The organism is Neorhizobium sp. SHOUNA12A, from assembly GCF_023006505.1.
Taxonomy (GTDB): domain Bacteria; phylum Pseudomonadota; class Alphaproteobacteria; order Rhizobiales; family Rhizobiaceae; genus Neorhizobium.
On the sequence record NZ_JALBGV010000035.1, the window covers coordinates 20,644 to 46,278 of the forward strand.

Consider the following 25,635-nt stretch of genomic DNA (forward strand, 5'->3'; position numbering starts at 1 on the left):
GCTTTCTGGCCTCCGTCAGGGATGTTCTGGGATGACAGTGAGGGCAAAGGATTGCGGCGGCATTACAGAGGAGCGGTCACGGGCGAGCACGGTGCCGTCTGTCAGAGTTCGATTGCAACCTGCGTTCCGGTCGAGCCGCTTTGGAGACTGACTTGTCCGCGATGGTTTGCGACGATCTGTTTCACCAGGCTCAAACCAAGCCCTGCGCCTCTGCTTTTGGGGGTAACGCGGTAGAAGGGCTCGAAAACCAGCTCCTGATGTTCGGCCGGTATGCCTGACCCTTCGTCGGCCACGGTGATCCGCCCGCCGGCCGAGACCGAAACAGTGATCATTCCCCTATCGCCACCGTGGTCGATCGCATTGCGGACCAGATTGCTGACCGCCCTTGGCAGAGCGGAAGGGCTGCCGCGCCGCTCAACGCTTTCCACCTCGCTTTGAAAAGAGATCTGGTAGCCGGCGGCGATCGCCTGAGGGGCCAGATCGGCAACCACCGTCCGTGCGATCTCGACGAGATCGACCGCTTCATGGAGATCGGTCGCCTGGTCGTTGCGCTCAAAGTCGAGCAGCTGTTCGGCGGTCTCGGCCAAACGCGCAACGTCGTTCAGCAATCGCCTGCGTTCTTGACCCTCGGGCATCCCGTCGATCCGGGTCTGCATGATGGCGATCGGCGTTCTGAGCTCATGCGCCGCGTCGATCAGGAAGCGCTGGCGTTTCTTCAATTCGTTCTCAAGCCGCTCCAGCGTACCGTTGAATGCAATCACCAGCGGAGCAACTTCTTTGGGAATACCTTCGACCGGCAGGCGTGCTCCATACTGGCGCGGTTGGATCTGCGATGCTTTGCCAGCGACATCGCTCATTCTTGCAAGCGCACGGCCGACGATTCGCGGGACGGCGAGGAAGATCGCAGGCAAGGCGACCGCGAGCAGAGAGACGTAGATCGGGTAGGCCTTTGCCAGAAGGGCGAAGACCGGCGAGCCTTTGTCAGCCACGCCGCCAGACAGAATCCGAACCTCGCCGACGGCTGCTTCGGCATTGTCAATCGTCGCGGCCTCCTTCGTCGCAGCGGATCCCCGTATGTCCGCGTCGTCGAACAGATGGACCAGATGGGCGAGCTCAGCATAAGGTCGAGGGATGGTGCCATAGGACACGGACGCACCATCTATCGTGGCCACCACATACCAAAGCGAGCTGTTCTGTTCCTTGAGTGCCCTTAGCCTCGGCGTTTCTCGTAGCTCCAAACGTCCTTGGCTGTCGCGTGTCGCGGCCGCGGCTATCGCAGAACCGATCTTCTCCTCCATGGCAATGTTAGGCGACATGATCGTAGCAGCCCATACGCAAAGCCCGAGGATTACCGCAGCAATAACTGCGACGATGACCAGGCTGAGTTGCCAACTCAGCTTCCACCAAAGCGAAGGGGTAGCCTTGTCGTGCATCATTCCTCCCTCAGGAGATACCCGACGCCGCGGATATTGTGGATCGCGACACCGGCACCGGCATCCAGCAGTCGTTTGCGCAATCTTGAAATATGCGCGTCGAGCGCGTTCGACTGGATTTCTTCTTCGTAATTGTAGACTGCGGCCTCCAGGGTCGATCGAAGGACGGTTTTGTCTTTCCGCTTGGCCAGCGCCACTAGGACGAGAAGTTCGCGCCGGGGCAGGTCGAGCGGGGTCGACGCCACGGTTACGCTCAAATGCAGGGGATCGATCACCATCCGGCCCACCGTGATTTGAAGTTCCGCCAGACTTGGCGGTCGGCGCAAAACCGCCCGCAATCGCGCCATCAGCTCGTCCACAAGAAACGGCTTGCCCAGATAATCGTCCGCGCCGACATCCAGCCCTTCGACACGCTCCAACGGCTCATTGCGCGCCGTCAGCACGATGACCGGCGCGTCGGTGCCTGTCCGCCTCAACATCGGAATGAAGGTCAGCCCTTCGCCATCAGGCAGCCGTCGATCGAGAAGGATTGCATCGTAGGTATTCTGGCGCGTCAATTCGAAAGCGTCCGCAAGATGCGTGGTGTGATCGGTGACAATGCCGTGTTTGCTCAGCGCCGCTGAAAGAGCGTCAGCCAGCTCTCTCTCGTCCTCTATCAATAGAAGTCTCATCGTCCCTTGGCTCTCCTGTCCCGTTGTTCTCTGCCGCGAAGATTGCGGCAGCATGACGGGGACAAAGGAACCATCAGGTAATGTTGCTGCAATTCTCAAAGCCTAGCAACCGGAACCATCCAGTCGCGAAAACGCGAGGCGCCGCCCGCAGGTGGCCGTGCTTTAAATCCAGGGAATGTCGCTATGGCTTTGAAATGGACAATGAGATTGACCAAGGCGGGGATGCTTCTGGGAGGCGTCTACCTCGCCGTCGTGTTTATCGATCCCGCACGCGGAACGGTCGATGCGAATGAACGGGTGAAAGAGGTTGTCGCGGCGGTCGCGGCGAACCAACGCGATAAACCGCTGGAACTGGCTCCTTCGGAAATTGCCGACATCCGGCCCACTTCCGTGGTGGAACGGCTGCGCGTCAGCGGGGACCTCGAGCCGATCAATCGCGCCGTCCTACACGCCAAGGATGGAGGCAGGATCATCGAGGTTCGCGCCGTTGCGGGACAGGCGGTCAAGGCAGGGGACGTGCTGGCTCGTTTCGAGACGGACGATCTCCAGTCATTCCTCAATCAGCGTGAAGGGGATCGCGATGTCGCGGCGGCGGAGATGCTGCTTGCCTTGCAGTCGCTCAACAGGATCGAACAACTCGCGGATAAGAACATCGCGAGCCAGGAGCAGCTCGACAAGGCACGAAGCGAAGTTGCCGCTTCGACTGCCAGACAGAAAAGCCTTTCAGCCCAGGCGGATATCGCACGCACCGCTTTGCGGGAGGCCGAAGTTCTGGCGCCGTTCGACGGGGTCGTCTCAAGCCGGGCGATCAATCAGGGCTCCCGCGTCGGCGCCGGCGCCGAACTTTTCACGATCGTCGATACGAGCATTCTGGAAGCAAAAGTCCTGGTCTCGACGCGCGACGTGCACCGCGTTGCGATCGCCCAACGGGCAGAATTGCACATCGACGGGCTTGACGGGCAAACCGTTGTCGGAAGCGTGGATCGTATCGGTCCCGTCGCCGACCAGAGCACGCGCTTCATTGCGGTCTATATCCGGCTCTCCAACGGTTGCGCCCGCCTGCGAGGCGGATCGTTCGCGACGGGCGCGATCCTGGTCCGGCAAAATGAAGACGCGATCGTGATACCGGCTATCTCGCTGCGCAAGGACGAGACGGGAGACTATGTCCTCAAGCTGAAAAAAGGCCGTCTCGTCCGCCAACCCGTGACTGTCGGATCGGGATCAGGCGGGAGTGACAGCCTGGAGATATCCGAAGGCCTGGCCTACGGCGACACGATCGTGACCGTACCGCTGCCTGAGTTGCGACCGGACGTCACCGTCACGATCCCGAAGGCGGGCTGACATGTTTCTCACCCGCATTTCGATCGGTCATCCCGTCTTCGCCACCATGATGATGGTGGTGCTGCTTGTGCTTGGCGCGTTTTCCTACGAGCGCCTCGGCGTCGACCAGTTTCCGAATGTCGACGTCCCGGTTGTCGTGGTCACGACGACCTATCCAGGTGCGACGCCCGAAACCATCGAGACGGAGGTGACCAGGCCCGTCGAGGAGGCGCTCAATACGATCAGCGGCCTCGATGAGATCACGTCGACCTCCTACGAAGGGCGGTCGGTCGTCATCGCCCAGTTCAAGCTGGAGGTGGAGAGCACGACGGCAGCGCAGGATGTCCGCGACAAGATAGCAGCCCTCGAAGCAGAGCTTCCGGAGGAAGCCGACAAGCCGGTCGTGGCGCGGTTCAATCCATCGGACGAACCGATACTTTCGGTGGCGATCAGTTCACCTTCTCTCGGCATGCCGGAACTAACAACGATCGCCGACCAGCGCGTGCTGCGCCAACTGACGACGATAGCCGGGGTCGGGCAGGCGACGCTGATCGGCGGGCAGAAACGGCAGGTCGACATCAGCATCGATGAGACGCGGCTGCGCGCATTGGGTATCGGCGTTGACGAAGTCATCAAGGCCCTCCGGGCTGCCAATCAGAACAAGCCTGCCGGAAGCGTGATCAGTGGTCTGACGGACCGCACTATTCAGGTGCAAGGGCGGATTGCGGAACCCAAGGATCTTCTGGATATGATCGTCGCTCGCCGCGGCGGCGGAGCTGTCTATCTCCGCGATGTTGCCACCGTAAAGGATGGCGCCGCGGATCAGGAAAGTCGTGCGATCTATAACGGAGAAGCCGCGCTCGCTGTCGCCATCGTCAAAGTCCGGGATGCGAATACCGTGCAGGTGGTGAGCGATGTTCGCAAGCGGCTAGATCAGCTGAATGCCGAACTCAGTGCCCAAAACATGCGGCTTCAAATCATCATGGATGCCTCGACCTCCATTCAGGAGTCGCTTAGCCAGGTGCAATCGACATTGATCGAGGGAGCGGCATTGGCGGTCGTCATCGTTTTCCTGTTCCTCAACTCATGGCGAAGCACGGTGATCACGGGGCTGACGCTTCCAATCGCCATGATCGGCACGCTCGCTGTCATCGATTTTCTGGGCTTTACGCTCAATATGCTCAGCCTGCTGGCATTGACGCTCTCGATCGGCATTCTTGTCGATGATGCGATCATGGTGCGCGAGAACATCATGCGCCATCTTCACATGGGCAAATCGCATTTCAAGGCGGCTCTCGATGGCACGAGCGAAATCGGCCTCGCGGTGACGGCGACGACCGCCACGATCGTCGCCGTATTCCTGCCTGTCGCGTTCATGGAAGGCATGGTTGGGCGCTTCTTCTACGAGTTCGGGGTTACAGTTTCCGCTGCCGTGCTGATCTCGCTGTTCGTCGCCTTCACCCTCGACCCTATGCTTTCCAGCGTCTGGCATGATCCCGACGCCGAGCCCGGCGCAAGGCGCGGACCGGTTGGACGATCGATCGCTCACTTCGATGCCGGGTTCGAAAAGCTCGCCGAGCGCTATCAGCAGATCATCCGCTGGACCCTGCGACATCGTTTGATCACGCTCGCACTGACTGGCGGCATCCTCGTCGGCAGCATTTTGATGGTTCCCCTGGTGGGTGTCGAATTCGTTCCCAATGCGGACGAAGGTCGATTCCAGATCAACGTGACGACGCCGGCAGGTTCTTCGTTGGACTACACGCGCACCAAGGTTGGGCAGATCGAGAAGGCGCTGCATGAGTTTCCGGAAGTTGCTTCGATCTACTCGACGATCAACACCGGCAGCACCATGGGCAAACATAAAGCCGCCATTCTCGTCAGCCTCGTGCCGTTGGAGCAACGCAAACGGACGCCTGCCACCATCGCGGGTCCCATCCGAGAACGCCTTTCCGTCATACCGGGAACAAAGATCGCCATCATCCAGGAGGGCTTAGGCGGAGACGCCAGTCCGATCCAACTAAGCGTTCTGGGTGACGATCAGCGGGTACTGGAAAAGATCGCGGCGGATCTGACCACAGGCATGCGCGGGATGCCTGGCATGGTGGACATCAATTCAAGCGCTGGCGAGGAAAATTCCATCCTTTCCGTTCGGCTCAAGCGTGAGCAGGCGAGTGATTTGGGCATCGGTATCTCCGAGTTGGCCGGAATGCTCTCGCCGCTGATCGGCGGCGAAGACGTTTCCACCTGGACCGATACGCGCGGACAGACCTACGATGTTGTCGTCCGGCTTCCCCGCGACCAGCGCTCCAATGCCGCCGCTCTCGGGGAGTTGATGATCAAAGTCGCAGGCGACGACGCAAGCGGCAGCCCGCGCATGGTCCGACTGGATCAGGTCGCGGACATCGCGGTCGTCCCGGCGGCCTCCGAAATCCGTCGTCTCGACATGTCCAGAGAGATCCTGATCTCGGCGGATATATCTGGCCGAGCCGCGGGGGATGTCACAGCCGAACTGGAGGCCATGGTAGCCAAGCAGGATCTTCCGACGGGCTACCGCATAAAATTCGGTGGCGATTCCGAGGACATAGAGAAAGCGACAGGCGGCATGTTCAAGGCGCTGACGATGGCGGTGATCTTCATCTATGTCGTGTTGGCGTCGCAGTTTGGAAGCTTCACCCAGCCGATCGCGATCATGGCTGCACTTCCGCTGTCGCTGGTCGGCGTGCTTATTGGCCTCATGGTCGCGGGAAGCACCATCAACATGTTCTCGATGATCGGCTTCATCATGCTGATGGGGCTTGTTACCAAGAACGGCATCCTGTTGGTCGATTTCGCCAACCGGGAGCGCCGGCAGGGTTCGACCCTCAGCGAGGCGCTCGTCAATGCAGGCGCGGTACGGTTCCGGCCGATCATCATGACATCGCTCGCGATGATCGCCGGCATGATCCCGCTCGCGATGGCGGCCGGCGGCGGTGGCGCGCAACGGGCTCCGATGGCGCATGCCGTCATCGGCGGCCTTGTCAGCTATACCCTCCTGACCTTGATCGTGGTGCCTGTCATCCTCTCCTGCATCGACAGTCTGACGCAGTGGATTGCGGGGAGGGTGCGGACGCATTCGACCAGCGAAAACGAACTCCAATCGCCGAAATCGGCAAAGCAATGACCCGTAAAACCGTTCTCCGCCTCTTCGGCAGGTTTCTCTTCTCCGCCATCATGATGGCGGCCCTTTTTGGAGGGCCGCTTGTACTCCTGGTTCTTCTCTCCAGGCGGTTCACCATGTAGCGGACTTGCTCGGTTAGAGGTAGGTCGGCTGGCAGGCCAAGGGATTGTGCCGACCCCTTTTAGGCGGGATTGAGGGCGGCAAATATGTTGTCATAAGTCCCGTCGCGTTCAGCCCAGCGGCGGGCCTGATCGCGTTCGAGGAGCAACTCGCCGCGAGGGTGGTTGCCTTGCTCGAGCATCGCAATCACCTCCGAAATATAAGAGCCCAGAGGCATCGCGCGAGGATCGGCAGCCTGTGCCGTACCGGTCAATTCGGTCTGGACATAGGGCGGCGACAATTCGAGAACCTCGACAGGCAAGGTGCGAAGCTGGTGGCGCAGCGAGACCAGCCATGAATGCAGGAACGCTTTGCTCGCGCAATATGTGGCAAAGTCGGCGCGAGGCACGAAGGCGAGCGCCGAACTGGTCGCCATGATAGTTGCGTGACGTTGCTTCCTCAATGTCGGCAGGAAGGCGGCAATCACGCGCAGCACTCCGAGGATATTCGTCTGCACAATCGTTTCGGCCTCGGCCACCTTCCAATCACCAGACGCGATATCCTCAGTTCGAGAAATCCCGGCGTTGGCTATCAATACATTAAGGTCGGGGAACCGCACGCGGACGTCGCTCGCCAGGCGCGTCAGGGAGTGGGGATCGTCCAAGTCGAGGTGCATCCCGACAATGCCGGGGCGACCGGCCGCGATGCTTTCAAGCAGGTCCTGCCGCCGTCCCGTTACGATGACGCGGTTGCCTCGATCATGAAGAGCTTTGGCAAGCGCACGGCCAATCCCGCTCGTGCCGCCAGTGAACAGTATAGTGTTGTCGGTCATTCTCATTGTTGGAACCTTTCCGAAGTTCTGCTTTCAGGGAAAGGCCACGGCGTAGTCATCGAAACCCATACGGGCACCCCTCATCGAAGACCAGGTTTCCTTAGTCTTGGCGAAAGATCGGCCTTGGGTGATGATATAAATCCATACCGCGCGCCTTCAAAGTCGAGCTCTCCCTGCTGGGACCTTCTCGACAAAGGACGCGTTGGATGACGGTAACGCCTACGACAGCGCGGGTTTCATCGCTGCAGCCAAACAACTAACCGAGCCAGCACCCGCGGTCAACGCCGTTGCCCGAGCGGTGTTTGCCTTTGGGAATATTAAAAAGCCCCATAGCCGGTAGGGGTTATGGGGCTTGAGGCAACGAAATGTCGCGAAATCGGGATCAGCACGAGTTTGCCCGGTTCGTCGGGCTGTTCGGGTCGGACGTAGACGCGTTGGTGCCATTTGCCCCCGCAGTGGTCGGGCTCTGGCCGCAATTAGCATTCGTGCTGCCCGCATTACCCGCGCCTTGCGCGTTGGTGCTGCCCGTCGTTGTCGTGTCGGGCACTATCGCGCCTCCGGCTCCAGTTCCCGGGGTTCCAGTGCCGGTGGCGTCGGTCGATGTGCCGGTGCCTGAAGTGCCGGTCGAGCCCGAACCGGCCGAACCGGTGCCGCCGCCAGTACCCTGTGCAAATGCAGAAGTAGCAAGACCAAGTGCAAGAGCGCTCACAGTGAGAAGCTTTACGATCATGAAGTGTTTCCTCTCAGTTATCTCAACGACATCCAAACCGCGGGTAGCATCTAAAGTTCCCGCTGTATTAAAAACAATCGAAACCGCCGAATGTTGAACGACCGCCACGTCGCCGCTGCTCATTGCGGCATTGGTCATGCCGTCGTGACAACCCGAATATCGCCTTTGCGATCGACAACGAGGACGACGACCTCTCGTCCCGAGCGCCGGACAGTCACGTCGACCGAACCATGTCCGACCAGCAGATGCCGTAGGGTGACCTCGTCGAGGAAAGGCGGGAGCCGAGGCTCGTTGAAGCTGACCTGCAACGCGTTCGGATCGAAGTCGAGGCCGAGGCACGATTGCAACAGCGAGAGTGGCGCTGCCGCGGCCCAGGCCTGCGGCGAGCATGCGACCGGATAGAAAGTCGGCCCTTGTGCTCGCTGGCGCGCCAGTCCGCAGAAAAGTTCGGGAAGCCGGCGCAGATCGATATAGGTCGAAGCCGTAAACAGCCCTTCGAATATTCGAGCCGCCTCCACTCTAAACCCGTAACGAGCGAGGCCGCTGGCGATCAGGGCATTGTCATGTGGCCAAATCGAGCCGTTGTGGTAACTCATTGGATTGTAACGCGCCTCGGTCGATGGAATGGTGCGGATGCCCCAACCGCAGAAGGATGAGGCGCTCATCATCGTGCGGACGACCCGTTCGGCCCGGTCCGGATAGGCGAGCCCGGTAAAGAGCGCGTGGCCGGCGTTCGAGGACCGGACCCGGCAAGGCCGCTTGTCCCGGTCGAGTGCCAGCACGTAGGTGCCAAGCTCTTCGTCGAAGAAGGTGGAATCGAACGCCCGGCGAAAGCCCTCCGCTCTTGCCATAAAGCTTGTTGCCTGTTCCGGCCGGTCCAGCCGGCGGAAGATCTCCGCTGCCGCTTGCCAGGCGCCGTAAACGTAGGCCTGCACTTCAGCGATCGCGATTGGCCCGTTGGCCAGTGTACCGTCGGTGTGGAAAACGGAGTCGTGGCTGTCCTTCCATGCCTGGTTGATCAAGCCTTCTTCCGTCTGCCGCCCATATTCAACGAAGCCGTCGCCGTCGCGGTCTCCGTGCTCGTCGATCCATGTCAACGCCGCCTCTATGTGCGGCAGGAGGGGATAGATGGTCGCGAGATCACCGGTTCGCTTCAGGTATTCCCCGGCCAGCATCACGAAAAGCGGAGTCGAGTCGATACTGCCGTAGTACTGCCGGAAAGGCACTTCGCCCAGTTCAGCCATCTCTCCGGAACGGATTTCGTGCAGGATTTTCCCCGGTTCGGCGTCCGATGCCGGGTCAATCTCCGTCGCCTGGTTGGCCGCAAGGTGTCCGAGGACGCCGCGGGCGATGTTCGGATCGAGCCAGAGCGTTTCAAGCGCGGTGATAAGGGCGTCGCGGCCAAAGACGGTGCTGAACCAAGGTATGCCGGCGTAGGGATAAGGGCCTTCCGGTTTATCGGTCATCAGCATGTAGAGATCTGAAACACTGCGGCGTGCAGCCTCGTTGAAGATCTCGTTCGACGTCGTGATCGACGCCGCGCGCGAAGACGCGGCGCGCAAGGCCCGGCGGGCATCCCGCAAGGCAAAAAAGAAGGAACGGTAGCCGGGCTTGTCGGTTTGCGCCGCCGGGTCACAGCCGATCTCGATGAACAGCGAGCGGATTTCATGCTGCGCCAGCTCGAGGTCATAGACGACAAGGTCACTGCCAAACTTATCCGGCTGCGGGTCGAAGGAAAGCCGTGTCAGTCGTTTCTTGCTGTCCAGACCGACATAGGAGAGGAGGATGGAACCCTGCTCGATGACAGCCGGAAGATGGCGCCCTTTTCTTCCCCTCACGGTACCGCGGACCTCGAAAAGATCGGCAAAGTCTGCTGCGAATGCGATCTCTATGCGAATGTGCTGCGGCCGTTCGTCATAATTTTTGACGGTCAGCCGCTCGTAGCAGGTTGCCTTCCACAGGAAGCGCGACCTGCGCAGATGGATGAGGTCATGCTCCAGAATGAGCTTGCCCTTCTCGTCGAAGAGATCGGGGTTGGTTAGGTCGCAGGTGAGCGTTGCGTTGTCGTCCCGCAATGTCGACGACAACAACATCGGGCGCCGGCCGTTGATCGACAGGTAGAGGTGAGAAAGATAGCGCGTGTCGCGGTGGAAGAGGCCTTCGGGGCTGCCCGGGCCGCAGAGCGCGTCGCCGTTGTGATCGAAGACGGCGAAGGTATCGCCGTGTTTCAGGGTGCGTGGCCGCCGCTCCTGCAGCGATGCGGCAGCGGGAATGAAGAATTGCGCGACCGGTGCGCCTGGGCCGGCCAGCACCCCGGTCGGGTTGTCCGCAGAGGTGATCGACATGGCTTCTCCTCAAGATTCAGGCGACCACCTGGAGGTCGAGCGCCTGGCCGGTTGACCGACGGATACGTGCGGCCTTGGTGCGGACGCCGGGCAGATTGCGATAGAGCTCAAGATAGTCCCGCGCCATTCTTTCTGAGGTGAAACGCTTCTCGAATGTGCCGCGCACTTGTCTCCGATCCATCCGCAACGCCCATTCGACATTTTCGGCCGCCTCGGTCACGCTCTCGACCAGAACGCCGGAGACCCGGTCGTCGATCACCTCCGGAACGGAGCCGCAGCGGAAGGCGATCACCGGTGTGCCGCAGGCCATGGCCTCGATCATGACGAGTCCAAAGGGCTCGGGCCAGTCGATCGGGAAAAGCAGCGCGCCGGCATTGCCGAGGAAACCGGCCTTCTGGTGCTCGTTTATCTCGCCGATGAATTCGACATTCGGATGGCTCTTGACCATCGGCTCGATCACCGTCTCCCAATAGGCCTTGTCGGCATTGTCGATCTTGGCCGCGATTTTCAGCGGCATGCCGACCTTTGCCGCGATCGCGATTGCGCGATCCGGCCGCTTCTCCGGCGAAATACGTCCGAGGAAGGCAAGGTAATTGCCTTTCGGCGTTGCAGTGAAGGGGAGGAGATCGGCGGGCAGACCATGGTAGACGGTTCCGGACCAGTTGACCGGCGGCATCGGGCGGCGCTGGTCGTTGGAGATCGAGACCAGCGGAATTTCGGGAAAGGCCTGATAAAAGGGATGCAGGTCCGGCAGGTCGAGGCGACCATGCAAGGTGGTCACCGTGCGGTCGGCAAAATCTCGGACCAGCGGGAAATGCAACAGGTCGATATGGAAATGCAGGACATCGAATTCGTGCGCCCGGCGGCGGATTTCCTCCAGCATGACGATCTGATGCGGCAGGTGGTCCCTGACGGCCGGGTTGAGCCGCAATGCGACCTGCGAACACGCCACCAGCTTGGCATCGGTGACGGAATCACCGCTTGCAAAGAGAGTGACGTCATGGCCCTGGGCGACAAGCTCTTCGGTGAGATAAGAAACAATGCGTTCGGTTCCCCCGTAGAGCTTGGGCGGAACACTTTCAGCAAGCGGTGCGATCTGAGCGATCTTCATCGGCAAAACCTCCTCGTGAGAGCAAAGAGTCGTCGGCAAAAATCATGTCCGCGCCCGTCAGGACAGCACGCGGGGTCGAAGTCCTCAGGTTTCAAACAACTGGCGGCGACGTCCGTTCCAGTAGCTGCACAGGCCGAAACGGTCGCGAAGCCGTCGGTTTCGTCGCTTTCTGCGGTCGCTTCTGCCCGTTTCCACTAAAACTGGCAGGGTCGGCGCGGGGAGAGGATCGCTGCCGCCGTCGAGCGCTTTCAGAGCCTCCAGGATTTCGTCATAAGTGACGATGTTGTCCATGCCCGGATAACGGCGCAAGGCCGGCATGGATTCAATAGCGGATATGTCGGAAGCCCATGAGGCGAGGATCGCCCGCTTCTCGTCCCTGCCGATATGTTCGGCCGCCAGCACGTCCCGCGGGTGATTAAAATGCGAAGCCGGGTGCAGCAGATGCGCGGCGCTGATTGCTTCTACGGCCTGCTCTGGTGCGGTATTGTCGATATTTTCCTTTCTCATCCTGTGACCCCATTGCTGGAGATGGACATTTCGCCCGGTTGTCGATTTGTTGGTTGAACGGGTTGGCCCGCCCTTTGAAAAGGGCGGGCCGGACCATCACTCAGAAATCCATGCCCGCCCCTGCGGGCATGGCAGGAGCGGTTTCCTTCTTCGGCTTTTCCGCAATCATGGCTTCCGTCGTCACGAGCAGGCCAGCCACGGAGGCGGCGTCCTGCAGTGCAGCACGGACGACCTTGGCCGGATCGATGACGCCCTGCGCATAAAGGTCGCCATATTCGCCGGTCTGAGCGTTCCAGCCGTAGGAGAACTCGCTCTTCTCGCGCAGCTTGCCGACGATTACCGAACCTTCGGCGCCGGCGTTTTGGGCGATCTGGCGAACGGGAGCCTCGATGGCACGGCGGACGATCTCGACGCCGACCCGCTGATCCTGATTGGCCGTGCCGAGGTTATCGAGTGCCTTGACGGAGCGCAGCAGCGCGACACCGCCGCCGGGCAGGATGCCTTCTTCGACGGCGGCCCGCGTCGCATGCAGTGCGTCGTCAACCCGGTCCTTCTTTTCCTTCACCTCCACGTCCGTCGAGCCGCCGACGCGGATCACGGCAACGCCGCCGGCCAGCTTGGCCAGACGTTCCTGCAGCTTTTCTCGGTCGTAATCGGAGATCGTCTCGTCGATCTGGGCGCGGATCTGGGTGGTCCGACCGTCGATCTCTGCCTTGGAACCGGCGCCGTCGATGATGGTGGTATTCTCCTTCTCGATCGACACTTTCTTCGCCCGTCCCAGCATGTTCAGTGTGACGTTCTCCAGTTTGATGCCGAGATCCTCGGAGATGACGGTGCCGCCCGTCAGGATGGCGATGTCTTCGAGCATGGCCTTGCGGCGGTCGCCGAAACCCGGGGCCTTGACGGCTGCGATCTTGAGGCCGCCACGCAGCTTGTTAACGACGAGGGTAGCGAGAGCTTCGCCTTCGACGTCTTCAGCGATGATCAGCAGCGGCTTGCCGGACTGCACGACGGCTTCCAGCACCGGCAGCATGGATTGCAGGTTGGAGAGCTTCTTCTCGTGGATCAGGATATAGGGCTCTTCGAGCTCCACTCGCATCTTGTCCTGGTTGGTGACGAAATAGGGGCTGAGATAACCGCGGTCGAACTGCATGCCTTCGACGACTTCGAGTTCGGTTTCGGCGGTCTTGGCTTCCTCGACGGTGATCACGCCTTCGTTGCCGACCTTTTCCATGGCTTCGGCAAGATAGCGGCCGATCTCGGCATCGCCATTGGCCGAAATGGTGCCCACCTGGGCGATTTCGGAATTGTTCGAGATCTTGCGGGCATTGGCTTTCAGCTCCTTGACGACCGCATCGACGGCAAGGTCGATTCCGCGCTTCAGGTCCATCGGGTTCATGCCGGAAGCGACGGCCTTTGCGCCCTCCTTGACGATCGCCTGGGCAAGCACGGTGGCGGTCGTCGTGCCGTCGCCGGCTAGATCGTTGGTCTTCGATGCCACCTCACGCAGCATTTGGGCGCCCATGTTTTCGAACTTGTCGTCCAGTTCGATCTCCTTGGCGACCGACACGCCGTCCTTGGTGATGCGGGGCGCTCCGAAGGACTTGTCGATGACGACGTTGCGGCCCTTGGGCCCAAGCGTTACCTTCACGGCATTGGCCAGGATATCGACCCCACGCAGCATGCGTTCACGGGCATCGGTGTTGAACTTGACTTCTTTCGCAGCCATTTTTCACTCCTCGATTAGGCAGCTTGCTTGATTGATGGATGGTGTTCTCAGGCGGCTTTCTTCTGCTCGGCCTGGGCCTCGATGATGCCCATGACGTCGCTTTCCTTCATGATCAGCAGGTCCTCGCCGTTGATCTTGATCTCGGTGCCGGACCACTTGCCAAACAGGATGCGGTCGCCAACCTTGACATCGAGGGCCTGGACCTGGCCGGCGTCGTTGCGCGCGCCAGGGCCGACGGCGATGACCTCGCCTTCCTGTGGCTTTTCCTTGGCAGTGTCGGGAATGATGATGCCACCCTTGGTCTTTTCCTCGGATTCGACCCGGCGGACGAGAATGCGATCGTGAAGCGGTCGGAACGACATGTTTTCCTCCAATGGACAAACAATGATGACGTTGTTCCCCCTGGCCGGACCGGATGACCAGTCCGGGCGGGTGCAAAACCTCGCGCGAGCGTTTTGCGCGAAATGATCTGGTTTGCAGATTTCGGGATTTCAAGAGAGCCCGCGCAAAAAATCAGCACTCTTTCAAGCTGGCTGCCAAGGCGCTGGAAAGGAACAACAAACGTGGGCTTGGCGTTTTGAAAATGTTGATGGGCCGCAAAAAAAAAGCACCCGCTTCAGACGGCATGAAACGGAGACGAAGCATGCGATTTTCATCAGATATGGAACGTCAGCTCCACGGCTACGGCCTTACCACTGCTCACATCCTCTACCATATCCCCGATTTCGAATCCGTCCTGCAGACATATGTTTGGCAGGACTACGATCTGGCACCTGATTTCCCGGAGATGCACAGGTTTCTTGATTTCTGGCAGGTCAACCTTGACGGCCCGCTTCACTCCGTGCGTTACACCCACCAGCGCCTGATCGGCCCGCACGAATGGCGCCGCGTGGACGGCGAGTTCAAGCTGCACTAACGACAGCACTTGAACAGAGATTTTTCGCTTCCTAACTCATCGCCAGCCGAGGCTCTCATGAGCTCGTCACCGTCACATTGGCTTTTGAGTGAGTGGCAAAACGGAAGCACAACAAGAAACGATCCGTGATCTCCACGTCGAGGAGCGCGAGGAGATTTTCATCAACCTTGCGCAGGCTCTCCAAGGAACGGCGCGGGAGGCCTGGGCCGAGGGCATCAGGCATTTCGCGATGCTGTCAAACAATATGGCCGAGGCAATCCGGACGAATGCCGATGAGCTCGCGCGTGATGATCCTGACGGCGCGGAGCGCGTGCTCAAGCAGGCAAAGGCGATGATTTCGCAGTTCAATGCCCAACATCCCTATAGAATGTCAAGCATGGCAGTCCACTGAGCGTGCCGCGATCGGCGACGGGTTCAAATCCTGAAACGGTGGACGGGTGTGCCGCGGACGCCGGCTTCGAAGGCAAAGAGCGTCCCGTGTTCGAACGTGCCGTTGTTGTCGGTGGAGAGGGTGGTGACGTAGATCGTCGCGAGATCCGGCCCGCCGAAACAGGGCATGGTCGGTGATTTCGCCGGCATTCTGTAAATCTCGACGACGTCGCCCTCCGGCGACATCCGGTTGACACCACCCGAGAGGATGCCGGCGATCCAGTAGAAACCATTCGCATCCATGGCGGCGCCATCCGGCCGGCCTTCTTCCGGGGCGAAATCGTGCAGCCGGCGAGGAGGACCGGTGATGCCCTTCTGCGGATCGAAATCGAAGACCTGAGCAAAAAGGCCGCTGCTGTCCGAGTGATACATGGTTCGGCCGTCAGGGCTCCAGGCAAGGCCATTGGAGGTCAGGAGCCCGCCATCGATGATCGTGGTGAAGGAGCAGTCGGGCATGACGCGATAAAGGCGAGCATTGCCGGTCTGCGGGATAGCCTCGTCACGGGTGCCGACCCAGAAGCAGCCGTCGGGCCCGACCTTGCCGTCGTTGAGCCGGCTGTCGGGGCGCCCGCCATCAGGATCGCAGAGCAGCTTCATGGTCCCGGTTTTCGGGTTCAGGAGGTGAACGCCATTTTCGAGCGCCACGGCGATATCGCCGCTTTCGCAGAGGGCCAGGCAGCCGATCTTGTGCGGCATGTCGTACCGGTCGATATGTCCATTGGCGCGCAGGCAGATCGCTGCCGGCGCCAGGATGTCGACCAGCCAGAGATCTCCGGTGCGGTCGTCCCAGGTGGGCGATTCGCCGACCTTCAGCGGAAAGTTGATGACCCGTCGCACCTTCGGGGTGATGATGTCCGGTTTGCTCATGCCCCAGCCTTTCCAGGAACGATCAGGCCATTTCTGTCGCGCTGCCTGACTTGCCCGTCGTGTTCGGTTTCGCAGAAGCTGCCGCCATGAAAGAATGCGGCCACTGCACTTTCGGTTGCCGGTTCTATACGCAGGTGATCGCGGCTATGGTCCTGCGGGCGATAACCGAGGCGCTCGGCAGTTTCGTCGCGCCACCAGCCGGAATCGTTGCCCGAAACGCCGTAGACGACAGCGGCAGCGATTTCCGGGTGGGTAAGGCCGATCCAGACGAGCTGGTAGAGGTCGCGAGGACTGATCCAGATGGCAGCCGTGCGTTCGCTGTTCGGATAGGCGGCAGCGTTGCCGATGCGGATCGACAGTGTCGAGATGCCGGCCTTGTCGTAATAAAAGCCTGCCACCATCTCGCCCCAGCATTTTGACAGGCCGTAACGCGTGTCGGGGCGGGGAATGTCGAATGGAGTAATCGTTTCGGACCGCGGATAAAAGCCGGTTGCGTGATTGCTGGAGGCAAAAACAACGCGGTTCACGCCGGTTGCGCGGGCTGCATCGTAGAGATTGTAGGTACCGAGGATATTTGTCTGAAGCATGTCGTCGATGCCTGCCTCGTTAGGCAGACCGCCAAGATGGATGACGCCGTCCATCCCGTCGAGGGCGGCGCGCATCGCATCTGCATCCGCGAGATTGCCTTCGAAAAAACTTTCGCTCGATGCCAGCTCTTTCGCCGGTCTGACATCGATCAGCCTGACATGCTGCACGACAGGGCGCAGAAAATCCCTGAGCTGGGTGGCAATGCGGCCTGCCCCGCCGGTTATTGCGATCCGTTTCAAAATGCGTCTCCCTGCGGCCGCCATCAGGCGTCGATAGATTGAGCCTCGACGCCTTGGAACATGCGGGCGCGCGCATTCAGGATATGCGTTTTCATGGCGTTGTGCGCATCCGTTTCCCGACGGGCGAGGATGGCTTCGACGATTGCCGCATGTTCGTCCTGCACATGGCGGACATGCAGCGGCGTCCGCTTGAGGCTGAGGCTACGCGTCACCGACATGCCGATCGAAAAATGCGGCTTGAACCACTCCCGGACGATCGTGTGGAACTGGTTGCCGGTCGCCATGGCGATGGCATCATGCAGCCTTTGATCCTCCTCGGCGCCCAGTTCTCCGACCTCCAGACAGTGTTCGAGTGCCGCGAGCGCCGCCATGATGCGGACCTTGTCGTTAACCTGCCAGTTGCGCGCCGCGAGTGCCGCGGCTTCCGCCTCGAGGCCTGCCCGGAACTCAAAAAACCGCTGCACGTCGGCCAGTGAACCGACCGGGACCTGGTTGAGGACTGAAGAGTCCGGCCGCTGTCGCACATATGAACCGGAGCCTTTGCGCGAGACGATCAGCTGATCGGCGCGCAGACGCTCCAGGGCCTCGCGCACGACCGGCCGTGACGCACCGAACATCACGGAGAGATTGGGCTCCGACGGGAGCCTTTCATTGACTGGAAAGCGGCCATCAGCAATCATTTCCACGATCCTCTCGTAGATGATGTCGCTGAAGCGAGGCTCTGCCTTGGCTGCCGCTATCACGCCGGCCTGGTTCATCAACGTCCCTTTTCACGTCCCCATTCGGGGAACTCGGGCTGCGCTTCCTGTTCCGGAGAATAGAGACCAGAAATCCTGCAGCCCGCCGTGAGCCTTTGATCGACGAAGGCTTCCTCCGCCACGTCTTGAGGATTGGCCACGTCTTGAGGATTGTAAGTCATGCGTCTCCTCCCGTTCGGCATGCTTTTGGGAGGTAGGACTATTGAGCCTGTCAAAATCTGTCAATACTTGTAATCATCTGAAAACCGGTTATGGTCCCGTTTGCCGATGGGATGGAGGTCCATGGCGGTCTGTTGGCTGGGAACCCGGCCAGATCGCCAACCAGGTCGGCACGGTCTGAATTGGGAGGAGATCTATGCGCGACGATGAAATCATGTCTTCCGGCGTAACCCGCCGGACATTCCTGGCGGGTGTCAGCGGGGCAGTGGCCCTGTCCATGGCGGGCGGCAGCGCGAGCGCTGCCGGGGCCAAGGAAGCACCGCAACTGGCAGCCCTGGTGAAGGACGGAAAGCTTCCGCCGCTGGCCGAACGGCTGCCGCAAACCCCCATGGTGGTGAAGCCCTGGGAAAAGATCGGCACGTATGGCGGCACGTTGCGGCGCGGCCTGCGCGGCTCGTCCGACCACAACGGCATTCTGCGCATGGTCGGTAACCAGGGCCTTGTCCGCTGGAATATGGACTTTACCGCAGTCCTGCCGAACCTTGCCGAAAAGTGGGAAGTCAATGCCGACGCCTCGCAGTTCACCTTTCATCTGCTGAAGGGTGCGAAATGGTCGGACGGTCATCCGTTCACGGCCGACGACGTGGTGTTCGCGATCGAGGATGTCGTCAAGAACAAGGAGCTTTACAGCTCCACGCCGGCCCAGCTTGCCGTCGCCGGCAAGCCGGTGATCGTCGAGAAAATTGACGACTACACCGTCAAGTTCACGTTCGCTGCTGCCAACGCGCTCTATCTGGAAAACCTGGCGACCCCGCTCGGCCAGCATCCGACGCTGTTTGCCAAGCACTACTGCAGCAAGTTCCTTCCGAAATATAACCCTAACCTCGATGCGGACGCGAAGGCGGCCGGAGCGGCAGGATGGACGGAACTTTTCCGTTCCAAGTGCGGCGATATCGAAATCCCTTCTCGCTGGTCGAATGTCGAAAAGCCGACAATGGACCCCTGGGTCGTCAAGGAGCCCTATTCGGGCGGTGCAACCCGCGTCGTTATGACCCGCAATCCCTACTTCTGGCAGGTCGATACGGAAGGCAACCAGCTTCCCTATATCGACGAGTTGAATTTCGGCATCTCTCAGGACGTCGAATCCCTGATGCTGAACGTCATCTCCGGCAAGATCGACATTCAGGAGCGCCATATCAGCGTGCTCGCCAACAAGCCGACCCTATCGCAGAACATGAAGAAGGGCGATTATCGCCTGATGACGCTGGTGCCGTCCGCAGCACAGCAATGCTCGCTCTATCTGAACATGACCCACAAAGACCCGGTGTTGCGCAAGATCTTCGCCGACAAGTCCTTCCGTCAGGCTCTGTCGACGGGCATCAATCGCCAGGAAATCATCGACATCGTCTATTTCGGCCAGAGCGAAGGTTACCAGACCGGTCCGCGGCCCGGTCATCCCTGGTACCATGAGAAGCTTGCCCGCCAGTTCACCGAATACGCCCCGGACAAAGCCAATGCCCTCCTGGACAAGGCGGGCCTGGACAAGAAGAATGCCAACGGGATCCGCCTGCGGCCGGATGGCCAGCCGATCTTCTTTGCGGTGGACGTCATCCCGACGCTTTATCCGGACCTCGTGGATACGCTGGAACTGGTGAAGGCGCATTGGGCCAAGATCGGCATCGACATGAAGGTCAATACGATCGAGCGCGCGCTCTACTACACCCGCGGCGACGACAATGCGCACGACGCGCAGGTCTGGCCGGGCCCGGGCGGTCTCGATCCGATGCTCGATCCGCGCGACTACTTCGCGTTCCACCCACAGGGTTCGCGCTACGCGATCCCGTGGACGCTCTGGTACACGTCGAACGGCCAGAAGGGCGAGGAACCGCCGGAAAGCCAGAAGAAGCGTATGAAGCTCTTCGACGCCGCCCGCTCGACGGCCGATCTCGCCAAGCGCGGGGAAGTCATGAAGCAGATCTTCGATCTGGCTGCCGAGGACTTCGAAGTGATGGGGATCTGCCTTGCCGTCGGTGGCTTCGGCATCATCCGCAACAATCTGCGCAACGTGCCTGAGAAGGAGCCGGACAGCTGGTCCTGGCCGAATCCGGGTCCCGCTCTGCCACAGCAGTTCACCTTCACGAGCTGATCTGGGTTTATCTCGCCGGTGCCGCCGTCTGATCGGCGGCGGCACTCCTCCAGCCCCGTTGCATGGACGTTGAAGCGACAGCCTTTGGCCTCGCGTCGGCATGCCGTGCAATCCGTATTGCGAGCGTTCGATGCTGAAATTCATCGTCAAGCGACTTTTCTGGATGATCCCATCGCTGTTTGCGGTGAGTTTCCTGGCCTTCGTCCTGATCCAGCTCCCGCCCGGCGACTTCGTCACCACCTACATTGCCACTCTCGCGTCTTCCAACGAGGTGGTCGACCAGAATACCGCTGCACAGCTGCGCGAGCGGTTCGGCCTCGACCAGCCGATGTTGATACAATATTTGAAATGGATCTGGGGCATTCTCACCCGCGGTGATTTCGGCATCTCGTTCGAATGGCAACAGCCAGTCTCCGGTCTGATCTGGGAGCGTATGGCGCTCACTCTTGTGCTGGCCCTCGTAAGCCTGATCGCCACCTGGGCGCTGGCGCTGCCGATCGGCGTCTATTCCGCGGTGAAGAAGTACTCGATCGGCGACTATGCCTTCACGGCATTCACCTTCTTCGGCCTGTCTATCCCGTCCTTCCTGCTGGCGCTGGTGCTGATGTATGTCGCGGCGGTCGAATTCGGCGCGGACGTCGGCGGGCTTTTCTCTCCGGAATACGAGATGGCTTCCTGGAGCCTTGCCAAGATGTACGACCTGCTGACGCATCTGTGGCTGCCGGTTGCGATCCTGGCGATCTCTTCCACCGCAAGCCTGATCCGCGTCATGCGCGCCAATATGCTGGACGAGTTGCCGAAGCCCTATGTGACGACGGCGCGTGCAAAAGGACTTTCCGAGTTCCGGCTGCTGATCAAATATCCGCTGCGCATCGCACTCAACCCATTCATCTCGACGATCGCCTGGCTGCTGCCGAACCTGATTTCCGGCTCCGTCGTGGTTGCGATCGTCCTCAACCTGCCGACCGCCGCCCCGCTGCTTCTGCAGTCACTGATGGCACAGGACATGTATCTCGCCGGCGCCTTCGTGCTTTTGATCTGCGCGCTCACCCTGATCGGCTCGCTGATCAGCGACATCCTGCTTGCGCTGGTCGATCCGCGCATTCGGCTAGAATAGGAGAACACCCATGGTCGATGTCTCCATCACCAATGTCAGGCCGGACCGCGCCGCCGTTGCCTCGCAATGGCAGCTCATCTGGTGGGCTTTCAAGCGGCATAAGCTCGCCATGGCGGCGCTCGTCGTCACGCTTGCCATGTATATCGTTGCGCTCGTGCCGGGCTTCTTCGCGATCAACGATCCGTTCATGCAGAATGCCCGCTCGACGTTTCACCCGCCGCAGAGCCTTCACCTGTTCGATACCACCAACGGCTTCCAGATCGGACCGCATTATTATGGGATGAAGCTGACGCGGGACCCGAACACGCTGGCAGCCGTCTTCGTGGAGGATACGGGCGTGAAGGTGCCGATCGCCTTTTTTGGTCGAGGCTACACCTATTCGGTACTCGGTCTTTTCGAGACCGACATTCACCTGATCGCCACCACGGACAAGACCAAGCCGCTTTATCTGTTCGGCGCCGATCGCCTCGGCCGCGACGTCTATAGCCGCACGGTGCAAGGTGCCCAGATATCGCTGTCGATCGGTCTGGTCGGGGTCTTCCTGTCGCTGCTGCTCGGCATCGTTCTCGGCGGCATCTCCGGTTATTATGGCGGCCGGATCGATTTCGTCATGCAGCGCGTCATCGATTTCGTGCTGTCGCTGCCGACGATTCCGATCTGGCTGGCGCTGGCGGCCGCATTGCCGCAGGGCTGGCCGGCAACGCTCCAGTACATGATGATCACCATCATCCTATCGTTCACCGGTTGGGCGCAGCTTGCCCGCGTCGTGCGCGGTCGCTTTCTGTCGCTTCGCACCGAAGAATTCGTCGCCGCAGCACGCCTCGACGGCGTCTCGGAAGGCCGCATCATCTTCCGCCATATGTTGCCAAGCTTCTCGAGCCACATCATCGCCTCGATGACATTGGCGGTGCCTGCGATGATCCTCGCGGAGACCTCGCTGTCGTTCCTCGGTCTCGGCCTGCAGCCGCCGACAATTTCCTGGGGTGTGCTGCTGCGTGAAGCGCAGAACATCCGCTCCATCGCCACCGCTCCATGGCTCTTCATGCCGGGGCTTGCGGTCGTCGTCGCCGTCATGGCGCTCAACCTCTTCGGCGACGGCCTGCGTGATGCGGCCGATCCCTACAACAAGTGAGGCGCCGATGACCGATGTCCTTTCCATCGTCCCCCGCCCCTCGATTGCAGCGGGCAAGCCGTTGCTCGAAGTCAAGAACCTGGTGACCGAGTTTGCGCTCCGCACCGGCGTCTTCAGGGCCGTGGATGATCTTTCCTTCTCGATCGAGCCTGGCAAAACGCTCTGCGTCGTCGGCGAGAGCGGATCGGGGAAATCCGTGACCGCGCGCTCGATCCTGCAGATCGTGGACTCGCCCGGCGAGATTGCCTCCGGATCGATTTTACTGCACCGCCCGGACGGCACGTCGCTCGACCTCGCCAAGCTCAACCCGCGCAGCCGGGCGATCCGTTCGGTGCGCGGCCGCGACATCGCGATGATCTTCCAGGAGCCGATGTCGTCGCTCTCGCCGGTGCACACGGTTGGCGACCAGATCACCGAAGTGCTGCGGTTGCACCTCAACATGAGCAAGGCGCAGGCAAGGACTGAGGCAATCTCGCTACTGCGGCAGGTGGAAATTCCCGATCCGGAAAAGGCGCTCGACCGCTACGCCTTCCAGTATTCCGGCGGCATGCGCCAGCGCGCCATGATCGCCATGGCGCTTGCCTGCAAGCCGCAGTTGCTGATTGCCGACGAGCCGACCACGGCGCTCGACGTGACGACCCAGGCCGAAATCCTCGACCTGATCAAACGGCTGCAGCAGTCGACCGGCATGGCCGTGCTGTTCATCACCCACGACATGGGCGTCGTCGCCCAGATCGCCGACGACGTGCTGGTCATGCATCATGGCGTCGCCAAGGAATACGGGCCGGTCGAGCAGATCTTCCATGCGCCGCAGGATCCATACACACGCATGCTGATCGGCTCTGTGCTGAAGCTGGAGCAGAAGGCCGAGATCAGGCTTGCCCGTCCGCCGCTCGACACGACAGCCGAACCGATCCTCACCATCCGCAACCTCTCCATGCATTTCGGTGACATGAAGGCGCTAAACGACGTCTCGATCGCGCTGCTTCCCGGCGAGACGCTCGGCATCGTGGGAGAGAGCGGCTCCGGCAAGACGACAATGGGGCGCTCGATCATGCGTCTCTATGATCCGACGGGTGGCGAGATGCTCTATCGCCGCGCCGACGGCAAGGTCGTCGATCTTGCCAAACTCGAAGGTGCCGAGCTGAAGGCCGCACGGCGCGAACTGCGCATGGTTTTCCAGGACCCGTTCGGGTCGCTCAATCCGCGCATGACCGTCGCACAGGTGATCGGCGAACCCCTGCTGGTCAACGGCATCGCCCGTGGCAAGGAACTCGACGAGCGGGTCTGCCACCTGATGGATCAGGTCGGCCTCGATCCGGCCGGACGTGAGCGTTACCCGCATGCGTTTTCGGGCGGCCAGCGCCAGCGCATCGGCATCGCCCGGGCGATCACGCTCAATCCGCGCATCATCGTCGCCGACGAGGCGACCTCGGCGCTCGACGTTTCCGTGCGCTTCCAGGTGCTCGATCTTCTGATGCGGCTGCAGGACGAACTTGGTCTCGCCTATATCTTCATCAGCCACGACATCGGGGTCATTCGCTACATGTGCGACCGGGTAGGCGTCATGTATCGCGGCAAGCTTGTCGAAGTGGGCGAGGCCGACAAGGTCTGCAACGCGCCGGACCACCCTTATACGCAAGCGCTCATCTCGGCCATTCCGCGACCGGATCCGCGCGACCGCGATCGCTCCAGGCGATTCCGTTATACCGAACCCAGCCAGGTCAAGAATGGGAGCACGGCAGGATGAAGATCACCGGTATTCGCACCTTCCTTATGCAGGTCGGCTCACCCGACCTTGAGGCGCGGCAGACGGCGCCGGTGCCAAAATCGGCCCAGCCTTTCGGCGGAACCCGCAACTGGCTCTTCCTGAAAATCGATACCGACGAGGGCATTACCGGCATCGGCGAATGCTCCGGCTGGCCGCGTGTCGTCGAAACCGCGATCAGGGACCTCGCCCCGCTTCTGATCGGGGAAGATCCGACTCATATCGAAAAGCTGTGGCAAAAGATGGCGATCGCCATGATGGGCCACGGCATGCTCGGCACGGTCGGTGGCGGCGCTGCGACCGGCATCGACATGGCGCTGTGGGACATCAAGGGCAAGGTGCTGGGCGTGCCGGTATGGAACCTGCTCGGAGGCAAGCTGCGTGACCGAATTCCGATCTATTCGCATGCCAACACGGTCGAGAAGGCGCTTTCCCTCAAGAACCGCGGCATCAAGGCTCTCAAATGCGGCGGCGTTTCCGATCCGGTTCGCAAGGTCGCCATGCTGCGCGATGCCGTCGGCGACGAGATGGACATCGCGATCGATCTGCACGGCCCGCCGTGGATGACGCCGGCCGATGCCTGCCGCCTGGTGCGCAAGCTCGAACCCTACGAACTGCTTTGGGTTGAAGACCCGATCGCACCGGACAATGTCGAAGGGTACCGGCGTATCCGCGACGCGGCCCATATCCCGCTCGCAGCCGGCGAACGCACTGCGACCATCTTCGGCGAACGGCAGTTGATCGAGGAAGAACTGGTCGACGTGATCCAGCCGGATACGGGACGCGCCGGCGGCATTACCCAAATGAAGAAGATCGCCGCGATGGCGGAAGCGCATCACATCCAGATGGCGCCGCATTCCGGCTCGCTCGGTCCGGTCGCGGAATATGCGGCGCTTCATCTGCTCGCCTCGATCCCGAACGCACTCATCCTCGAACGGATCGACGACGACTGGGAGGGCCGTAAGCACACGATCGTGCCGCACCCTGTCCAGCAAGGCGGTTCGCTTGCGGTCCCGAATGGGCCGGGTCTCGGCTGCGATATCGACGAGGAATTCGTCGCCCGCTTCCCGAGCGACGGCAATGTTTCGATCCCGGTGCAGGAAAGCGGCGGTGCCTACGCGCCGGGGACTCACGGCGAACGCCTCTATGTGCAGACGCGCCTGTCGCGCCGGCATTACTTCAACACCTGAGGGCGGCCCAGCCATGAAAAATTGATCGGGACATCGTTCGCGGCGGCGAATAGACGCTGTCCATCATTGCCGAGGCGATATAGGAAGGCTGCTCCAGCAACAGGCAGACCGCAATGGATGACTCGATCAACATAAACAATCGCGGCGACTTCGGGCTGTGGGCTATCGAAGTGGCCAAGCAGATCGTCGCTGAAGAGGGTTTTGAACTGGCCAAAGCCTCACGAGACGGCACCGAGGACGACGTCCGAAGAGCCGGCAATGCGCTGGGACAGGCGATCACCAATGCACTCATCGAAGTGTATGACGGCCTGCTCGACGGTGTGCCTGAAGAATAGAGCCGCGCTGATTCCTCGACAAGAGCACGTCCGTTCTGCGGAAACGGCAAAGGC

At 60.8% G+C, this 25,635-nt stretch carries 23 protein-coding genes; 10 read left to right on the forward strand and 13 right to left on the reverse strand.

All coding sequences use genetic code 11. From position 1 onward, the window contains the following. Positions 1-101: 101 nt before the first annotated feature. Positions 102-1,433 (reverse strand): HAMP domain-containing sensor histidine kinase, encoded by a 1,332-nt coding sequence (locus tag MOV63_RS16905; RefSeq protein ID WP_247035127.1) that lies wholly within the window; start codon positions 1,431-1,433, stop codon positions 102-104. After that, positions 1,433-2,104 (reverse strand): response regulator transcription factor, encoded by a 672-nt coding sequence (locus tag MOV63_RS16910; RefSeq protein ID WP_247035129.1) that lies wholly within the window; start codon positions 2,102-2,104, stop codon positions 1,433-1,435. Before MOV63_RS16910 ends, MOV63_RS16905 begins: the two co-directional genes overlap by 1 nt. Before the next feature lie 201 nt (positions 2,105-2,305). On the opposite strand from MOV63_RS16910, the gene MOV63_RS16915 reads away from it, so the two are divergent. Together MOV63_RS16915 and MOV63_RS16920 are read left to right on the forward strand one after the other, a co-directional pair. Continuing rightward, entirely contained in the window at positions 2,306-3,445 is a 1,140-nt protein-coding gene (locus tag MOV63_RS16915) for an efflux RND transporter periplasmic adaptor subunit (RefSeq protein WP_247035079.1), read from the forward strand. A 1-nt stretch (position 3,446) separates the two neighbouring features. Next, positions 3,447-6,587, forward strand: a complete 3,141-nt coding sequence (locus MOV63_RS16920) for an efflux RND transporter permease subunit (protein WP_247035081.1) — start codon at positions 3,447-3,449, stop codon at positions 6,585-6,587. A 178-nt stretch (positions 6,588-6,765) separates the two neighbouring features. Here MOV63_RS16920 and MOV63_RS16925 read toward each other — a convergent pair whose 3' ends face one another. The 7 genes from MOV63_RS16925 to groES form a co-directional block, all read right to left on the reverse strand. Further along, entirely contained in the window at positions 6,766-7,521 is a 756-nt protein-coding gene (locus MOV63_RS16925) for an SDR family oxidoreductase (RefSeq protein ID WP_247035085.1), read from the reverse strand. Between the two features lie 376 nt (positions 7,522-7,897). Continuing rightward, positions 7,898-8,383, reverse strand: a complete 486-nt coding sequence (locus tag MOV63_RS16930; protein WP_247035086.1) for a hypothetical protein — start codon at positions 8,381-8,383, stop codon at positions 7,898-7,900. After that, positions 8,380-10,590, reverse strand: coding sequence for an amylo-alpha-1,6-glucosidase (locus MOV63_RS16935; RefSeq protein ID WP_040125137.1), 2,211 nt, complete (start codon positions 10,588-10,590; stop codon positions 8,380-8,382). Before MOV63_RS16935 ends, MOV63_RS16930 begins: the two co-directional genes overlap by 4 nt. 16 nt (positions 10,591-10,606) lie before the next feature. Then, the gene (locus MOV63_RS16940; protein WP_040125136.1) at positions 10,607-11,701 is read right to left on the reverse strand and encodes a glycosyltransferase family 4 protein; all 1,095 of its coding nucleotides are present in this window, start codon (positions 11,699-11,701) and stop codon (positions 10,607-10,609) included. Between the two features lie 84 nt (positions 11,702-11,785). Further along, on the reverse strand, positions 11,786-12,208 hold the full coding sequence (locus tag MOV63_RS16945; protein WP_247035088.1) for a hypothetical protein: 423 nt from the start codon (positions 12,206-12,208) through the stop codon (positions 11,786-11,788). 100 nt (positions 12,209-12,308) lie between these two features. Continuing rightward, complete coding sequence (gene groL / locus MOV63_RS16950) at positions 12,309-13,937, reverse strand: chaperonin GroEL (protein WP_040125132.1); 1,629 nt, start codon at positions 13,935-13,937, stop codon at positions 12,309-12,311. Between the two features lie 47 nt (positions 13,938-13,984). After that, positions 13,985-14,299, reverse strand: coding sequence for a co-chaperone GroES (gene groES, locus MOV63_RS16955; protein ID WP_040125129.1), 315 nt, complete (start codon positions 14,297-14,299; stop codon positions 13,985-13,987). A 281-nt stretch (positions 14,300-14,580) separates the two neighbouring features. Between groES and MOV63_RS16960 the strand changes: the two genes are divergently transcribed. Further along, positions 14,581-14,853 (forward strand): usg protein, encoded by a 273-nt coding sequence (locus MOV63_RS16960; protein WP_040125127.1) that lies wholly within the window; start codon positions 14,581-14,583, stop codon positions 14,851-14,853. 88 nt (positions 14,854-14,941) lie between these two features. Next, positions 14,942-15,244, forward strand: coding sequence for a hypothetical protein (locus MOV63_RS16965; RefSeq protein WP_157885319.1), 303 nt, complete (start codon positions 14,942-14,944; stop codon positions 15,242-15,244). Positions 15,245-15,267: 23 nt separating this feature from the next. Here the strand turns inward: MOV63_RS16965 and MOV63_RS16970 are convergent, their stop codons facing one another. From MOV63_RS16970 to MOV63_RS16985, 4 genes are read right to left on the reverse strand one after another with little or no spacing between them, the layout of a single operon-like run. Then, on the reverse strand, positions 15,268-16,149 hold the full coding sequence (locus tag MOV63_RS16970) for an SMP-30/gluconolactonase/LRE family protein (RefSeq protein ID WP_247035090.1): 882 nt from the start codon (positions 16,147-16,149) through the stop codon (positions 15,268-15,270). Continuing rightward, positions 16,146-16,976 (reverse strand): NAD(P)-dependent oxidoreductase, encoded by an 831-nt coding sequence (locus MOV63_RS16975; protein ID WP_247035092.1) that lies wholly within the window; start codon positions 16,974-16,976, stop codon positions 16,146-16,148. The genes MOV63_RS16970 and MOV63_RS16975 overlap by 4 nt, the downstream gene beginning before the upstream one ends. 23 nt (positions 16,977-16,999) lie before the next feature. Continuing rightward, positions 17,000-17,734 (reverse strand): FadR/GntR family transcriptional regulator, encoded by a 735-nt coding sequence (locus tag MOV63_RS16980; RefSeq protein ID WP_040125121.1) that lies wholly within the window; start codon positions 17,732-17,734, stop codon positions 17,000-17,002. Beyond that, positions 17,734-17,895, reverse strand: coding sequence for a hypothetical protein (locus MOV63_RS16985; protein WP_247035093.1), 162 nt, complete (start codon positions 17,893-17,895; stop codon positions 17,734-17,736). Before MOV63_RS16985 ends, MOV63_RS16980 begins: the two co-directional genes overlap by 1 nt. Before the next feature lie 194 nt (positions 17,896-18,089). Here MOV63_RS16985 and MOV63_RS16990 point away from each other — a divergent pair, with 194 nt between their 5' ends. The 6 genes from MOV63_RS16990 to MOV63_RS17015 all read left to right on the forward strand — a co-directional run bounded on the left by MOV63_RS16990 (position 18,090) and on the right by MOV63_RS17015 (position 25,581). Further along, positions 18,090-20,039 carry an ABC transporter substrate-binding protein gene (locus MOV63_RS16990; protein ID WP_247035094.1) on the forward strand — a complete coding sequence of 650 codons (1,950 nt, stop codon included), beginning with the start codon at positions 18,090-18,092 and terminating at the stop codon, positions 20,037-20,039. 130 nt (positions 20,040-20,169) lie between these two features. Next, positions 20,170-21,156 carry an ABC transporter permease gene (locus tag MOV63_RS16995; RefSeq protein ID WP_040125117.1) on the forward strand — a complete coding sequence of 329 codons (987 nt, stop codon included), beginning with the start codon at positions 20,170-20,172 and terminating at the stop codon, positions 21,154-21,156. Positions 21,157-21,166: 10 nt separating this feature from the next. Beyond that, entirely contained in the window at positions 21,167-22,288 is a 1,122-nt protein-coding gene (locus tag MOV63_RS17000) for an ABC transporter permease (RefSeq protein ID WP_247035099.1), read from the forward strand. Between the two features lie 7 nt (positions 22,289-22,295). Further along, positions 22,296-24,038 (forward strand): ABC transporter ATP-binding protein, encoded by a 1,743-nt coding sequence (locus MOV63_RS17005; protein ID WP_247035100.1) that lies wholly within the window; start codon positions 22,296-22,298, stop codon positions 24,036-24,038. Continuing rightward, the gene (locus MOV63_RS17010) at positions 24,035-25,246 is read left to right on the forward strand and encodes a mandelate racemase/muconate lactonizing enzyme family protein (protein WP_247035101.1); all 1,212 of its coding nucleotides are present in this window, start codon (positions 24,035-24,037) and stop codon (positions 25,244-25,246) included. Before MOV63_RS17005 ends, MOV63_RS17010 begins: the two co-directional genes overlap by 4 nt. 113 nt (positions 25,247-25,359) lie before the next feature. Next, positions 25,360-25,581, forward strand: coding sequence for a hypothetical protein (locus tag MOV63_RS17015; protein ID WP_247035102.1), 222 nt, complete (start codon positions 25,360-25,362; stop codon positions 25,579-25,581). Positions 25,582-25,635 lie beyond the last annotated feature (54 nt).

Excerpts from the sequence above, each read along its gene's own strand:
- MOV63_RS16905 (WP_247035127.1), bottom strand. The coding sequence starts at position 1,433 with ATGCACGACAAGGCTACCCCTTCGCTTTGGTGGAAGCTGAGTTGGCAA.
- MOV63_RS16910 (WP_247035129.1), bottom strand. The coding sequence starts at position 2,104 with ATGAGACTTCTATTGATAGAGGACGAGAGAGAGCTGGCTGACGCTCTT.
- MOV63_RS16915 (WP_247035079.1), top strand. The coding sequence starts at position 2,306 with ATGAGATTGACCAAGGCGGGGATGCTTCTGGGAGGCGTCTACCTCGCC.
- MOV63_RS16920 (WP_247035081.1), top strand. The coding sequence starts at position 3,447 with ATGTTTCTCACCCGCATTTCGATCGGTCATCCCGTCTTCGCCACCATG.
- MOV63_RS16925 (WP_247035085.1), bottom strand. The coding sequence starts at position 7,521 with ATGAGAATGACCGACAACACTATACTGTTCACTGGCGGCACGAGCGGG.
- MOV63_RS16930 (WP_247035086.1), bottom strand. The coding sequence starts at position 8,383 with ATGACCAATGCCGCAATGAGCAGCGGCGACGTGGCGGTCGTTCAACAT.
- MOV63_RS16935 (WP_040125137.1), bottom strand. The coding sequence starts at position 10,590 with ATGTCGATCACCTCTGCGGACAACCCGACCGGGGTGCTGGCCGGCCCA.
- MOV63_RS16940 (WP_040125136.1), bottom strand. The coding sequence starts at position 11,701 with ATGAAGATCGCTCAGATCGCACCGCTTGCTGAAAGTGTTCCGCCCAAG.
- MOV63_RS16945 (WP_247035088.1), bottom strand. The coding sequence starts at position 12,208 with ATGAGAAAGGAAAATATCGACAATACCGCACCAGAGCAGGCCGTAGAA.
- groL (WP_040125132.1), bottom strand. The coding sequence starts at position 13,937 with ATGGCTGCGAAAGAAGTCAAGTTCAACACCGATGCCCGTGAACGCATG.
- groES (WP_040125129.1), bottom strand. The coding sequence starts at position 14,299 with ATGTCGTTCCGACCGCTTCACGATCGCATTCTCGTCCGCCGGGTCGAA.
- MOV63_RS16960 (WP_040125127.1), top strand. The coding sequence starts at position 14,581 with ATGCGATTTTCATCAGATATGGAACGTCAGCTCCACGGCTACGGCCTT.
- MOV63_RS16970 (WP_247035090.1), bottom strand. The coding sequence starts at position 16,149 with ATGAGCAAACCGGACATCATCACCCCGAAGGTGCGACGGGTCATCAAC.
- MOV63_RS16980 (WP_040125121.1), bottom strand. The coding sequence starts at position 17,734 with ATGAACCAGGCCGGCGTGATAGCGGCAGCCAAGGCAGAGCCTCGCTTC.
- MOV63_RS16985 (WP_247035093.1), bottom strand. The coding sequence starts at position 17,895 with ATGACTTACAATCCTCAAGACGTGGCCAATCCTCAAGACGTGGCGGAG.
- MOV63_RS16990 (WP_247035094.1), top strand. The coding sequence starts at position 18,090 with ATGCGCGACGATGAAATCATGTCTTCCGGCGTAACCCGCCGGACATTC.
- MOV63_RS16995 (WP_040125117.1), top strand. The coding sequence starts at position 20,170 with ATGCTGAAATTCATCGTCAAGCGACTTTTCTGGATGATCCCATCGCTG.
- MOV63_RS17000 (WP_247035099.1), top strand. The coding sequence starts at position 21,167 with ATGGTCGATGTCTCCATCACCAATGTCAGGCCGGACCGCGCCGCCGTT.
- MOV63_RS17005 (WP_247035100.1), top strand. The coding sequence starts at position 22,296 with ATGACCGATGTCCTTTCCATCGTCCCCCGCCCCTCGATTGCAGCGGGC.
- MOV63_RS17010 (WP_247035101.1), top strand. The coding sequence starts at position 24,035 with ATGAAGATCACCGGTATTCGCACCTTCCTTATGCAGGTCGGCTCACCC.
- MOV63_RS17015 (WP_247035102.1), top strand. The coding sequence starts at position 25,360 with ATGGATGACTCGATCAACATAAACAATCGCGGCGACTTCGGGCTGTGG.